This window comes from Nocardia sp. NPDC005745 (genome assembly GCF_040630775.1).
Classification (GTDB): domain Bacteria; phylum Actinomycetota; class Actinomycetes; order Mycobacteriales; family Mycobacteriaceae; genus Nocardia.
Genome location: NZ_JBEXYF010000018.1, coordinates 104,271 through 117,952, shown reverse-complemented (window position 1 = coordinate 117,952; position 13,682 = coordinate 104,271). Strand labels below are relative to the sequence as shown.

At 67.2% G+C, this 13,682-nt stretch carries 12 protein-coding genes; 6 read left to right on the top strand and 6 right to left on the bottom strand.

Annotation, left to right across the window (positions count from 1 at the left end; translation table 11 throughout):
• Positions 1 to 45 precede the first annotated feature (45 nt).
• The 4 genes from ABZ420_RS20405 to ABZ420_RS20390 all read right to left on the bottom strand — a co-directional run bounded on the left by ABZ420_RS20405 (position 46) and on the right by ABZ420_RS20390 (position 4,247).
• Positions 46 to 1,296 (bottom strand): alpha/beta fold hydrolase, encoded by a 1,251-nt coding sequence (locus tag ABZ420_RS20405; protein WP_357124846.1) that lies wholly within the window; start codon positions 1,294 to 1,296, stop codon positions 46 to 48.
• A 45-nt stretch (positions 1,297 to 1,341) separates the two neighbouring features.
• A complete protein-coding gene (locus ABZ420_RS20400) occupies positions 1,342 to 2,340 on the bottom strand; it encodes an SMP-30/gluconolactonase/LRE family protein (protein ID WP_357124843.1) in 999 nt (332 codons plus the stop codon).
• Between the two features lie 303 nt (positions 2,341 to 2,643).
• On the bottom strand, positions 2,644 to 3,363 hold the full coding sequence (locus tag ABZ420_RS20395) for a metal-dependent hydrolase (protein WP_357124840.1): 720 nt from the start codon (positions 3,361 to 3,363) through the stop codon (positions 2,644 to 2,646).
• A 359-nt stretch (positions 3,364 to 3,722) separates the two neighbouring features.
• Positions 3,723 to 4,247, bottom strand: a complete 525-nt coding sequence (locus tag ABZ420_RS20390) for an AAA family ATPase (protein WP_357124837.1) — start codon at positions 4,245 to 4,247, stop codon at positions 3,723 to 3,725.
• Between the two features lie 385 nt (positions 4,248 to 4,632).
• Here ABZ420_RS20390 and ABZ420_RS20385 point away from each other — a divergent pair, with 385 nt between their 5' ends.
• From ABZ420_RS20385 to ABZ420_RS20370, 4 genes are all read left to right on the top strand, one after another.
• The gene (locus ABZ420_RS20385; RefSeq protein ID WP_357124834.1) at positions 4,633 to 5,667 is read left to right on the top strand and encodes a hypothetical protein; all 1,035 of its coding nucleotides are present in this window, start codon (positions 4,633 to 4,635) and stop codon (positions 5,665 to 5,667) included.
• A 189-nt stretch (positions 5,668 to 5,856) separates the two neighbouring features.
• The gene (locus tag ABZ420_RS20380; protein ID WP_357124831.1) at positions 5,857 to 6,492 is read left to right on the top strand and encodes a histidine phosphatase family protein; all 636 of its coding nucleotides are present in this window, start codon (positions 5,857 to 5,859) and stop codon (positions 6,490 to 6,492) included.
• A gap of 450 nt (positions 6,493 to 6,942) precedes the next feature.
• Positions 6,943 to 7,584 (top strand): hypothetical protein, encoded by a 642-nt coding sequence (locus ABZ420_RS20375; protein WP_357124828.1) that lies wholly within the window; start codon positions 6,943 to 6,945, stop codon positions 7,582 to 7,584.
• Between the two features lie 379 nt (positions 7,585 to 7,963).
• Complete coding sequence (locus ABZ420_RS20370) at positions 7,964 to 10,177, top strand: molybdopterin oxidoreductase family protein (RefSeq protein ID WP_357124825.1); 2,214 nt, start codon at positions 7,964 to 7,966, stop codon at positions 10,175 to 10,177.
• 73 nt (positions 10,178 to 10,250) lie between these two features.
• Here ABZ420_RS20370 and ABZ420_RS20365 read toward each other — a convergent pair whose 3' ends face one another.
• The gene (locus tag ABZ420_RS20365) at positions 10,251 to 10,844 is read right to left on the bottom strand and encodes a TetR family transcriptional regulator (RefSeq protein WP_357124822.1); all 594 of its coding nucleotides are present in this window, start codon (positions 10,842 to 10,844) and stop codon (positions 10,251 to 10,253) included.
• Positions 10,845 to 10,938: 94 nt separating this feature from the next.
• Between ABZ420_RS20365 and ABZ420_RS20360 the strand changes: the two genes are divergently transcribed.
• A complete protein-coding gene (locus ABZ420_RS20360) occupies positions 10,939 to 11,370 on the top strand; it encodes a tautomerase family protein (RefSeq protein ID WP_357124819.1) in 432 nt (143 codons plus the stop codon).
• Positions 11,363 to 12,502, top strand: coding sequence for an alcohol dehydrogenase catalytic domain-containing protein (locus ABZ420_RS20355; protein WP_357124816.1), 1,140 nt, complete (start codon positions 11,363 to 11,365; stop codon positions 12,500 to 12,502). Before ABZ420_RS20360 ends, ABZ420_RS20355 begins: the two co-directional genes overlap by 8 nt.
• Positions 12,503 to 12,673: 171 nt before the next feature.
• Here ABZ420_RS20355 and ABZ420_RS20350 read toward each other — a convergent pair whose 3' ends face one another.
• On the bottom strand, positions 12,674 to 13,645 hold the full coding sequence (locus ABZ420_RS20350; protein WP_357124813.1) for an enoyl-CoA hydratase/isomerase family protein: 972 nt from the start codon (positions 13,643 to 13,645) through the stop codon (positions 12,674 to 12,676).
• Positions 13,646 to 13,682: the final 37 nt, after the last annotated feature.

Genomic DNA, 13,682 nt, shown 5'->3' with positions numbered 1-13,682 from the left:
CGCTCGGGCGGGACACGGCCGCGCCCTGTCCCGCCCGAGGATCGCTCAACAGGAGACTTCGCCGGGAACCAGTGCCGCTTCCGAGGCCAACCAGGCGCGCAGCGCGCGGTAGACCGCATCATGATTGAGCAGCGTGAAGTGATGCGCCGACGCGAGATGCATACCCTTGTCCACGTCGAAGCCGATCCGACGCGTCCGGTTCCGCCCGCCGCCGCTCGGTGCGAGAACCAGCCCGTCACCGATCACGCGGCCCAGCGGATGCCGCGGACTGCGCGTGACGGTAGCCGTGACGAAATAGTGCTCCGCACTCATCAGCAGCGGCACCTCGCGGATCACCCGGCGACGCAACGCGTCGGCATCCAGATCCCGCCAATCCTCGTCCACCAACGAGCCATCCCGAAGATCACGAATGCCGGCGCTGCGACGACGCAACAGACGCCCGAACGGCCGGGTCTCCGGCAACCGCACCAGCGCCGCCGACGCGTAGTGCACCAACTGCTCCAGCGGCGCGCCCATATGGGGTGAACCGAGACACACCACCTGCCGCACCAGCCGCACCCACGGCACCCCGGCTTCGCTCGCCACGAAACACGCGCCCCGCGCGACCAGCCCGCCCATCGAATGACCCACCAGCGAAACCCGCTCCACCGGCACCGGCCACCGCTCGACCAGGCATTGCATCAGTTCGCTGAACTGTGCCGCATTCTCGGAGATGTGCAGACCGCTGTTGTACCGGACCTGTAGCGCCGTACAGCCGGTATCGGACTCCAATCGCTCGGCATAGGTCGGTCCGCCGCCCAACCGCCACGCATGCTCGGTCTCCACCAACCCGTGCAGGAAAACCACGATATGCGCACCCGGCCGCCGCGCACGCGCGCCGACCAGCTCGGCGGGTACGGGAGCACCGTCGATCCGGAAGGTCATCGGCCCGGCCAGAATCGGTCGCTCCCGCTCGAGCTCGTCACCGATGAATCCCTGCACCGCCGCGAGTAAACCCGACCCGTACACCGTGCGTGACGGCGCGGCCCCCGGCAGATCCGCGGTCCGTTCCGCGACCATGCCCGCCGCCACCGCCGATCCGCTGACCACACGATAGACACTCTCGGCGATCGCATCGTGCATCAGCTCGACCGGAGCCGCCGCCGGGCCGACGCCCCAGCGCACGGCCGCGAACACTCGCTGCGCGATCGCGCGGTGCACGGCCGCGATCCCGTCGACCGCTCCACCGAGTTCGTCACCAGCCAGCCGGGCCAGCGCCCTGACCTCCGCTTGCCGTCGGCGCGCCTCTTCCGTCATGGCATGAGTGTACAAGTGTGCACTGAAAAAGTGAGCGGAGGAGTCCTACGGCACTCGCGACACGGCCACCGCCCGCTCACTGAGGCTGCCCAGATACAGCACGCCGTCCTGCTCGACCACACCGGTCACCATCGAATAATCGGTGCCCTCCACTTGGAGGTCGTGCACGACCTCACCCTCGAAATCGACCGCCATCACCCACACCGTCCGCGCCGGCTTCGGCTGCACCCACTCCGGCAGCGTCCACACGATGCGCCGCAGAATGCCCGGAAGTGGAAGGAGGCGGTCCAGCAGAGGATTTCGCGGCGAAGGGAGGGTGATCCAAATCAGGCCGTCGCTGCCGAGCCCCAGGTTGTCGGGGAAACCCGGCAGATTCTCGATCAACCGTTCCTGCGTGCCCGCCTTCGGGCCGGTGAGCCAATAGCGCGTGAGCCGGTAGCCGCCGGTCTCCGCGACGACGACACTGGAACGATCGGGCGCGAGGACGACGCCGTTGGCGAACTGCAGATCGTGAATGAGCGTTTCCACCTTGCCCGCGGGATCCCGGCGGAACAAGCGACCGGTACCCGAGTGCTCCAGGATGTCGCCCATGTACTCGTCGAGCGAGTACCGGCGCGACGACGCGGAGAAGTAGATCGTGCCGTCGGGATCGCGCACGACGTTGCTGGCGAATCGGAGTCGCTCTCCATCGATCTCGTCCACCAGTACGGTCAGCGTGCCCGAAGTGTCCAGCTCCAGCAGTCCACGCTCGAAATCGCAGATCAGCAGACGCCCATCGGCGTCGGCATGCAGACCGAGCGGGCGGCCGCCGGTGTTGGCGAGTTCCCGTACGTCTCCGGTCGCCGGATCGATGCTGAGAATCGCACCGCCCGCTACGCCCGCGATGATCCTGCCGTCGGGGGAGAGCGCCACATCCTCCGGTCCGGCGCCGGGCAATTCGAGACGCCGTACTCCCGGAAGGGGAGGGGTACTGCGGCTTTGACGTGCCCGAGCGGGGGAGGGCGGCGGCGTCCACCGCTGCGGCTGCATGGTCGAGGCGAGCATGGCATCAGGGTAGCCCCGTGAGTGCGGAGTTCCGGGAGAAACGATGCCGGGCAGGCGAGCCCACTTCGGCGAAGGTGGGCATTGGAAGTAAAATATGCCCTTACGTAGATATGCGCATCTAACAATGTGTCTCCTACCACCCCCGCCCAGCTCCAAGACATCCAAAACAGCAAAGAGGGGAGGGGGTCTGAGGAAACGGATCCGGCGGCGGCTACGCGTAGCAGGCAGGTTTACCCGGAGTCGCGCTGCTGCCGGCGTTCGTCGCGACTTCTTCGCCGGAGCCTGGACAGCAGCGCCGAGGTATCAGGGCTGGTGTGTGATGGTGTACCAGAGGATGGCCAGTGTGCCGAGCGTGAACAATGGTGCCACGATGAAGGTTTCGACCCTGTTCCCGGTGCGATCGATGATGGGAAGGCTGACGCGGAGGTCGAAGGGCCAGAACAGGCGGCAGCCACGCTCGGTGAGGCAGTCGCCGATCAGATGGGCCAGCGCGCCCAGCCCCACCGCGAACGGCAACCAGACCGGCTTGTCGGCGATCCAATGCTCCATCGCGAAGGTGCCCGCGGAGGCGAGCGCCACGATCGGACCCCAAGCCTTGAAGTTGTTGCCGGACGGGCAGAGGTGCAGTGCGCGCACGGCCAGGGCCAGAAGGAAGAAGACCAGGCTCAGGGTGAACCAGCGTCCGAGCCAGTGTTCGCCGGCCCACGTGCCGTAGGCGACGGCCGCGACGAATGCCAAGGAGTGGGTGGCACCGCGATGGCCGCCCGAGACCCAGGAGATCAGCTTGCACGCAGTGTGCGTGATCGGACCTAGGGCGTGCGAGATCGTGCCCTGAGGGTGGTCCGCATCGGGCAGCAGCGCGGCCCCGGCGGTGAGAAAGACCCCCAGCAACAGATCGACGGTACCGAGATGCCCCGTCGCATCCTGGAGAGCAGGAAACGTCAAGATCGTTACCGGCAGCGTCGCCACTGCCGCCGACCAGGCCAACGCGCCACTGGTCGCATGTGAATGTCCAAGCACCATTCGAACGTTAGTTCAGCTTGCTATGGGTTCGCGAATGCCGTTGTCGCGCGGGGGAGCAGCCAGGTGCGGGGGCTTTCCTCTGCTGTGATGAACTAGGGGAGTGCTGGTGCGGTGCGGCGCTGGTGAAGCCCAGGCGCGAAGATGTGGCAAGGGGCCGCCGAAGCTGACCAGTCGCTGACTGTTTCATCAGCCTCGCATCTCTACCGGGGCGAAGAAAGATGGCGGTACGCTCCTATGCGCATCTATATATGTGCAAAACCTATCAGGGCCTGGGCCCAAGAATCCAGACCATCCAAAAGAAACAAAGAGCCGGGAGCATCTCCGGTAGTCCGGGGCAATCCGGATAGCAGATGTCCTTGCTAGAGGACGTCGCCGATAGCGACTGTCGCCGCGGCCATCACCCGGCGTGCGAGTTCCGGACAGTCGATCGGAGCGGTTGTGTCGACAGTGACGACCGGAGCGAGCGCGAGGGGTTCGGCCAATCGCGCCCATCGATCCCAATCATGCGCCAGATGCGCGTCGTCCTGGTAGAGATCGGCGCGCGTGCGGCCGCGGAATCGCGCACGGGCAACCTCGGATGGCACCGCGCACCAGACCTCCACCGCGCGTGTTGCGCCGGAGGTCGCGAGCCCGGTGGCGGCATATCGCGCGTCGCGCGGCTTGAACCACCAGGAGTCGACCAGGACCACGCCGGGTAGTGCGGCGGCGAGCGCCCAACCCGCCTCCATCGCGATCGCGCCGACGTTCGGCAGCACAGTGGTGTCGTCGAGCCCGGAACCCAGCGCCTCCTTGATCAGGTCTTTGGAAATCAAGTGCGCGCCGAGTTCCCGTGCCAGGGGCGCGGCCAATGTCGACTTTCCGGAGCCGGGGAGGCCGTTGACCATGATGAGTAGTTCGCAGATGTGACACAACCTCCTGAGCGGCCCGTGAATGCCGGGGTCGGCGAATGGCGTAGAGGGTGACCGCCGGAGGCTCGACCGTCATGTCGTGATTCTTGTTGCCCGACAGCATGTTCGGCAAGGCCGCCGAACGATTCGGTTCCGCCCGGGGGAGAGGGGGAGTCGCCTTGCCGGTGTCCGCCAGTGAACCGATCGCTGAGTGTTTCCCAGAACTGGGGATCTGGGCCATCGGTGCGCGCCTACGCTGCATCGCGTAGTACGACCTGATCGATTGCCCGCTCTGGCTCCGAGTTTCGGGGATCGATGTGGCAAATGTCTGGTTTCGAGCAGGTCGGCTCGATCAGCGGTAGGCCATGTGTAGGAGGTTGCGGTGGGTGAGGGGCGCGGAGTTCATCTGTGCGGCAGTGTCCCGTTGACGGACGCGCGGACGGTCTTCTCGGAAGCGGCGCGGCGGATGGGGCCGCACTTGAAACGCATCCCGGACGGTGAGACCGGGATCCGGGACAACTGGGTGGTGTGGCAGCTGCCGAAGATGCAGGCGCATCCCGACCTGGAAACCGTTCCGCCGCCGAGCCCGGAGTACGGGCCGAGCGAACGGGTGCAGCCCAAGCCCGGCGTGGACGCGGCGTCGATCGACTTCGGTCCGTTGGGCTACGCGGAGGCGGCCCTGGAATCCTGGCAGGTGTTCCGGCAGCTGCGCGAGGACGGGACGATTCCGGCGGGTATCCGGTTCCAGGTGAGCTTGCCGACCCCTATCGCGGTGATCGGGGCATTCGTTGCGGGACCGCAGGCGGAGTTGGAACGCAGATACGAGGCGCGTCTGCTCGACGAACTCGCCGCTATCGTCGCCGCGATCCCGGCCGAAGACCTCGCGGTGCAATGGGATGCCGCAGTCGAGTTCGCCATCTTCGAGGGGATCTTCCCTTCGTGGTTCGGGTCGGACTACCCGACGCAGCTCGACGAAGTGGGGCAGCGGCTCGTCCGGCTGGGCGCCGCGGTGCCCGAAGCGGTCGCGCTCGGCTACCACCTCTGCTACGGCGATTTCGGTCACCGCCATTTCGCGGAGCCCACCGACACCAGCCGGCTAGCGGCGGTCGCCGCCCGGATCCTGGCCGGGCTGGACCGGCCGGTCAACTGGCTCCACCTGCCGGTCCCACGCTCACGTACCGACGCCGACTACTTCAAGCCACTCGCCGACCTCGTCCTTGCACCCGAAACCGACCTGTACCTGGGCCTGGTGCACGCCACCGACGGCCGTGCGGGAGCACTGGAGCGCATCGAAGCCGCCCGTTCCGCGGTCACCGCGTTCGGCATCGCCACCGAGTGCGGTATGGGACGCCGTCCGGCGGATCAGATTCCCGCGTTGTTCGATCTGCACGCGGAACTGGCGGAGGTCTTGGCCTGAGTTCGAAGATCTCGGCGCCGGACCACGTTCGGGGTTGGGTCCGGCGCCGAGACCGGAATGCGAGATGCGGTCCGACCGCAATACAGTGGGTCGGCAAGGGCCTGGGCGCGCACGGTGACGTCGGCGGCGACGGCGAGGGCGCGCGCGCCCAGCGTCTCGGCGGCAGGATATCGAATCAGGGGGAGTGGCATGCAGGACCTGTACGTCGTCAGTCATCCGCACGCGGAGCACACCGAACATGATCTGGTCGGCGGATGGTACGACTCGGAGTTGACGGCGCGCGGCCGGCGCGATGCCCACCTTGTGGCAGCGGAGCTGGTGCGGCGACGTGACGGAGCGATGCGGCCGGTGCGGATCACGACGTCGGATCTGGTTCGGTGCACCGAGACCGCGCAGACTCTGGCGGCGGCGCTCGGCGTTCCGGTTGCGGCGGATCGGCGGCTGCGGGAGATCAGCTTCGGGGAGGCGGGCGGTCGGCCGAACGCGTGGCTCGCGCAGCGCCAGGTCCCCGCGCCGGATCATGATCGGCTCGACCATCGCGGTCCTATCCCTGGGGCGGAGACGCGGCGTGAGGTCGCGACCCGTGTGGAGGCGTGTGTGCGTGAGTTGATGACCGACACGGACCATGACCACATCGTCGTCACGCACGGTTACGCACTGACATTCGTCGTCACCACGTGGATGATGGTGCCGGTCGAGGCGGTCGGCTTCGTCTCGTTCTCGACCGCACCCGGCGCGATCACGCATCTGCGGCACGACGATTACTGGCGCAACCGCGCGATGCTCAGCCTCGCCGATACGTCTCATTTGACTGTCGAGCCGTAGGGGTCGCTCGGGTAAGGGAAGGGGTCCGAAGGTGCCGGGTGACGCTCTAGTTGACATAATGTTGATTATCGGCGCAATTTCGGCGCAGGTCGTGGGAGTGGCTTATCGCGGTACGTCGTTGCCGCTGCATGTCATTCGCTGCCCGCGCGGCGCTGTCGGGTCGACTACGGGCTCTCGGGTGGGCGGTGTTCGTTGCCGGGCGGCCGAACCCCCTTGGCGCGTTTGTCCGCTTAGTGGAAATTTTCCGGTCATTTCTTGGCTTGGTTGGTGATTCTTGGGTTTTCCCTAGAGTGGCCTCCCCTGGTCTATATCCCGGCTGCATATAAACGTCACAGTGACGAATTGAGGGCTGCTCCGGAGTGGCGGTTGATTTCGGTGGTTGTTGTTTTGAGGTCCAGTGATCGGTGATTGGCTCTGGTTGTGGTGTCCAGTTGCGGGCAGGCTGAGTCGGTGCTGGTTCGTCGGTTGATCGCGTTGTATGTCGGGTTGTGGTTGTACGGGTTCTCGATGGCCGTCATGGTCCGGGCGGGGCTCGGACTGGATCCGTGGGATGTGTTCCATCAAGGCGTGGCGCGGCAGGTGCCGATCAGTTTCGGTGCCGTCACGGCGGTTACCGGTGTCGCGGTGCTGCTGGCCTGGATTCCGCTGCGGCAGATGCCCGGCCTGGGCACGGTGAGCAATGTCGTGGTGATCGCCGTGTCGGTCGATGCCGGGCTCGCGTGGCTGCCGTCGTGGGATCTGCTCCCGGTGCGGGTCGGCGCCATGGGGGCCGCCGTCGTGCTCAACGCGGTGGCGAGTGTGTTGTACATCGGCGCGGGCATGGGTCCGGGGCCGCGCGATGGACTGATGACTGGACTGGTGCGGCGAACCGGGCGATCGGTGTGGGTGGTGCGCACGACGATCGAGGTGACCGTCCTGACGACGGGGTTCGTTCTCGGCGGCAGCGTCGGCATCGGAACGCTGGTATACGCCTTCGGGATCGGCCCGCTGATTCACCTGATGATTCCCGTGGTGAACCGATTCCTGCCGGGATTCGCGGCGACGAAGCCGGCGCCTGTCGCCCGTGAAGCCGCCGGGGTGCCGACGGCGTAGCTCGTCTCCCCTGCCGATCCTCCGTTGAAACGCAGCCCTAATCGTCACAGTGACAGTTAGGGCTGGGTTGATCCCCCGCCTCGACTCTCGGTGGCCGCGTCGTCGTCGGTGTCCTGGAGCTGAGTCGCGGCGGCGCGAATCGTCTCGGATGCTCACCTTGATCGCTCAGCTCGGAGCCGAGAGGTCATCGACCGACCGGACGGCGTGATCATGAGGTCTGTAGACGTCCGAAATGGTTTGTGTGGCGGTGAAAGTAGGGTGTGCGCCCGGAGATGTCAGCGCAGCCCCGGATCGCGCGCGCAGCGGTCGCGTGTGTACCCGCGTCAATCTTACGTACAGCCCTGTACGGAATGTGGTGTCCCCGGTTAGCCTGTGGAACATGAGTGCTACCACCATCGCCCGGCAGTGCACGTTGTGTGAGGCGCACTGCGGAATTCTCGTCACGGTCTCCGAGGACCAGGTGACGCGGATCGAGGGTAATCCCGAGGACGTGCTGTCGAAGGGGTACATCTGCCCGAAGGCGACGGCGATGGGCGGGTTGCACCATGACCCGGATCGGTTGCGTACGCCGGTGCGGCGGGTGGGCTCGTCATTCGAGCCGATCGGCTGGGACGAGGCGTTCCGGGAGATCGGGCAGCGGTTGCGGCAGGTGCGTCGCGAGCACGGGAACAGTGCGGTCGGCATGTATCTCGGTAATCCGGCGGCCCATAGTTCGTCGGTGCTGTATGCGGTGCTGCTGCGGACATTGCTGATGACGCGGAATTTCTTCTCGGCCTCGTCGATCGATCAGTTCCCGCAGGAGTTCGTCGCGTGGCGGATGTTCGGCTCGAATGTGCTGATGCCGGTGACCGACATTGATCGCACCGATCGTCTGGTGATTCTGGGTGCGAATCCGGCGGTGTCGAACGGGTCGGTGACCACGATGCCGAATGCGAAGCAGCGGATCCGGGATGTGCGGCGGCGTGGTGGGAAGGTCGTGGTGATCGACCCGCGGCGGACCGAGACGGCGCGGCTGGCCGATCAGCACGTCGCGGTGGCGCCGGGCGGGGATGTGTATCTGCTGCTGGCGATGTTGCATGTGCTGGTCGCCGAGGATCTTTGCGACGAGAAGGCGATTCGGGCGTCGAGCACCGGCTGGGAGCGGTTGTGCGCGCTGGTGGCCGAGGCGTCTCCGGAGCAGATGGCGGTGTACGCGGGGGTGGACGCGGAGACGATTCGCGGGTTGGCCCGCGAGCACGCGGCGGCGTCCTCGGCGGTGCTGTACGCGCGAATCGGGGTGTGTCAGCAGGTGACCGGCACGTTGACGCATTGGTTGGTGAACACGATCAACGCGGTGACGGGCAATCTGGATCGGGCGGGCGGGCAGATGTTCGCGACGCCGCCGATCGATGCGGCGCGGTATGCGAAGTATCTGCCGGTGGGGTACGGGGCGTGGACGGATAGTTCCGGGACCTACAAGTCGTTTCGTTCGGAGTTGCCGGTGGCGGCGCTGGCGGAGGAGATGCTGACCGATGGGCCGGGCCGGATCCGCGCGATGATCACGTATGCGGGCAATCCGGTGTTGTCGACGCCGCAGCGCGGCCGGCTGGGGGCGGCGCTGGACTCGCTGGATTTCTATGTGGCCGTGGACATGTACATCACGGAGACGACGCGGCACGCGGACATCATCCTGCCGCCGATCTCGCCGTTGGAGCGGGAGGACGTCAACATCCTGTTCCCGGTGTTCAGTGTGCGCAACAACTTGCGTTTCGACGCGCGGGTGTTCGAGCCGCCTGCCGATGGGCTGGAGGATTGGCAGATCATGGCGCGGCTGGTCACCGAGGTGGTGCCGCTGCCTGCTCGTCGGTTCACCGCGCGGGTGCTGAACGGGTTGTTCGATCGGGTGAGTCCGATGCGGATCACTGCGCTCGGAATTGCGGCGGGTCCGTACGGGGTGTTGCGGCGGGGCCGCAAGGGGTTGACCGTGGGTAAGGCGCGTGCGGCGGCGGGTGGGATCGATTTGGGGCCGTTGCGGCCGAGGTTGCGGTCGTTGCTGGGGACGAAGGATCGGAAGGTGCAGGTGGCGCCGGAGGATTTCGTGGCGGCGGCGCGTGAGGTCTTGGCGGACGCGCAGCGCGGGAAGGCGGTGACCGTGCCGGTGGACGGCTTTGACTTGAAGTTGATCGGGCGGCGTCATCTGCGCAGCAACAATTCGTGGTTGCACAATGTGCCTTCGATGGTCAAGGGGCGGGATCGCTGCACGGCGCTGATGCATCCGCAGGACGCCGCGGCGCGGGGGTTGCGGGACGGTGAGCCGGTGACGGTGCGTTCGCGGACCGGGTCGATCGTGGTGCCGGTGGAGGTCAGTGATGATATCCGGGTCGGGACGGTGGCGATTCCGCATGGGTGGGGGCATCAGGAGCCGGGTGTCGGGTGGACGGTGGCGGCGTCGTTGCCGGGGGCGAATGTGAACCTGCTGCACGATCCGGCGTTGACGGACACGTTCTCGGGGACGGCGGCGGTGAACAACACCTGGGTGGCGGTGACTCGGGCGCCGGTCGATTCCGGGGAGCAGGTCGGCGTGAGTGAGCGTGAGCCCGCGCCGACTGCTTGAGGGGTGCGGGTCGTGCCATTTTGCACCGGCTGCGGTTGATGGAGGTACCGAACGCCGGTGGATCGCGGCGCGCTCAGTTCTCCTCGTGCGTCCGCGCGATCGTGTCCTGGACGATCGGTTCGAGCTTTCGGCTGATGCGGTCGAGCGCTCGCGTGCTGCGTTCGGCGCGGCACACCGCCACGCTTCCCTCGACGGCGGTGACGATCAGCGTGGCGGTGAGTTCGGCATCAGCGGGGTCGGCGCCGTGTTCGCGCAGCGAGGATGTCAGCAGGTCGGTCCATCGGCCGAAGGCGGCGGCCGCTGCTTGGTGTGGCGCCCCTTCGGTTTCGGGGAGGTCTTCGATCGCGACCGCCAGCACCGGACATCCGGCTCGGAAGTCGGAATCGACCACTAGCTTTCGCCACATCCGTAGGAAGGCGCGCAATCCCGGGACGGGTCCGTTCTCGAGTTCGCGAGCGAGCAGCGTCGCGGTGAGATCGCCTGCGAAGGTGACCGCTTCGGTGGCGAGTTGGGTCTTGCCGCCAGGGAAGTAGTGGTACGTCGATCCCAGCGGTGCGTGGGCGTGCTTGGCCAATTCGCGCACGCTGGTGGCGTTGAGGCCGCGTCGCCGGATCATATCGGCCGCTCCGGCCACGAGCTTTTGGCGTGAGTCCGGGGATTCCGGCATCGCTTCCTCCTTGTCTATGACATCTGTCATATAGTAGCGTCCACAGATTATAACGACTGTTATAGACATTAGGTCGACACGAGGGAGAACGCCGATGCCGATGATCCACTTGCCCCTGCCCACCGGAGTCCTGACCGCCCAGGCGCGCGGCGAGCTGATGAAGTCGCTGCCGAAAACCCTGCTGAAGTGGGAAGGCGCGCCCGATACCGCCTTCTTCCGTGCGCAAGCGTGGTGCCGCGTCGAGGAGGTGGCCGACGGGTGCTTCGCCGCATCGGAGGACGCCCTGGCGCGGTTCCGTGTGGAGGTGACCGTTCCCGAAGGCGGGCTTTCGCAACGGCGCAAGGCCGGGCTCGTCGAGGAGGTCACCGAGCGGATACTCGCGGCCGCCGGTCTCACCGCGGGTGACGCGCTGCGGGTGTGGGTGCTGATCCGCGAACAGCCGGAGGGCACGTGGGGCGCTGCCGGGAACATCGTGAAATTCCAGGAGCTGGCCGCACTGGCGCAGGGGCAGCGCGAGAATGCGTGAGCTGCAACTCGTTCGCGCCGGGCACCTGCAATGGCGGGACCGGCCCACACCCGTGCTGACCGATGCGCGCGATGCGATCGTGCGTCCCTTCGTGGCGGGCCGATGTGATGGTGACACCCTGCCGATCCATCGGCGTGTGTCTCGCGCGATGCAGCTCGGTATGCGGGCGGGGTTGATCGATCCGGTCGTGGGCAGCATCTGCGGGCCGGTCCCGTTCCGGGGTCCGTTCGGTATCGGCCACGAATGCATCGCCGAGGTGATCGAGGTCGGCGCGGATATCACCACCCTGCGCCGCGGTGACGTGGTTGTGGTTCCCTGGGCGGTCTCGTGCGGAGACTGTCACGAGTGCCGCCTGGGCCTCACCGCGAAATGCTCCACCACACGCACCTCGACCCTGGCCGCGTTCGGGTTCGGCCCGGCCAGCGGCCCCTGGGGTGGCATGGTCGCGGACCTGCTGCGTATCCCCTTCGCCGATCACATGCTGGTGCCGATCCCCACCGGTGTCGACCCTCTGCGGGTCGCCGCGGCGAGCGACAACCTCTCCGACGCCTGGCGCTGCGTGGTGCCCGCCCTGCGGGTGCGACCGGACGGCAAGGTCCTCGTTCTGGGTGGCGCGGCGCAGAGCATCGGCCTGTACGCCGCCGGGCTGGCGGTCCGGCACGGCGCGCAGGTGGTCGACTACGTCGATCACCGGACCGAGCGGCTCGAGATCGCCGAGAAGCTCGGTGCCAGAGTGCATGCCACGGCGTCGAAGGGCAGAGTCCGGCTCGCTGATATCCCTCGCCGCGACTACGACATCGCTGTGGAAGGCACCTCATCGGCCGCCGGTGTCGATGTCGCGCTGCGGTCGTTGGCGCCGGGCGGGTTCTGCCGGCCGGTGGGCTATTACCTGCCCGTCGGTACGAAGGTCCCTTTGATGCATATGTACGCCAATGACGCCACCCTGAAGATCGGCGTCTCGAATGTCCGGCCGATCCTGCCGGAAGTGCTGGATTTCGTTGCCCGGCAGGACTTCCCCGCCGAGCAGGTCACTACCCTGACCGCGGATTGGGAGGACGCGCCCGAGGCGTACAAGGCGCACACCACCAAGCTGGTCCTGCACCGCAAGCCACTGCACGCCGCCGACCGATAAGAGGCTGTCGCCGTTGCGATACGGCGGAAGCAGGCCTGCGAAGGCGACGAGGGTTCGACCTTTCGTGTGAACCTGCCGCATGGGTTCACCGCGTCGTGGTCGGCCTCGTCCTCCCCTGCCGGTAGCGGTCCGGGTTCAGCGCGCGGGTGTGGGCGGCGGCCGCGCGGCCGGTCACTTGCTCACCTGGTCGACGCGGGTGCCGTCCAACCATGGTTGCGGGTCGGCGAGGAAGGGGGTGTCGGCGAGACGGTCGAGGTCTTCGAAGAAGGCTTTGGTGGTGCGGGCGGCCGCGGCGGTGGTGCCGACGGAGATGAATCCGGCTTGTTCGGCGTCCAGGCCGCGGGAGAGGGATTTGTCGGAGCCGAAGTAGACGGCGCGTTTGAGTTCGGCGATGGCGATCGGGTTGCGGGCGGCCAGCCGTGCCGCGGTGGCGTGGGTTTCGGCGAGCAGGTCCTCGGCGGGGAGCAGACGGTGGATCAGTCCCAGGCGCAGCGCTTCACGGGCGGTGAAGGGTGTGCCCTCGAGGGTGATCTCGATGGCTTTGGCGGCGCCGAGCAGGCGGGTGAGGCGTTGGGTGGCGCCGCCGCCGGGGATGAGGTTGGCGAGTGTCTCGATCTGGCCGAGGCGCACGTGCTCGGCGTCGGCGGCGTAACGCAGGTCGCAGGCCAGCGCGATCTCGTGGCCGCCGCCGAGTGCGGGTCCGTTGATGGCGGCGAGGTAGGCGGCGCGGGAGCGGTTCATCCGCAAGGTGGTGCGCTTCCAGCGGTGGCCCCAGACCAGGCCCGCGCCGAGGCCACCGCCATGGCGTTCGACCAGGTCGGTCGCGCCGGGGACGCGGAGCGCGGCCGCGGCGGCGCGCAGGAACGGTGCAGCGGCGCGGGCGGGGACGAAGGGATGTGGCCGGTCGATCATGCCGCCGAGGGCGGCGGGGTCGGCGTGGGTGAGGAAGCGGCCGGGTAGTCCCCCGGTGAGCACGACCGCGCCGATGGTGTCGTCGGTGTCTACCGTGGCGGTGAGGGTGTCGAGGTCGCGGACGACCGCGGGGGTGACGAAGTTGAGTGGGGGTGCGACGACGCGTGCGGTGAGTACTCGCCCGGTGCGGTCGAGTTCGATGGTGTCCAGGTGGAGGTCGGCGGCGGGCATCGGCGGCTCCTTCGGTGCTCGGGTGGGAACGCGAGAG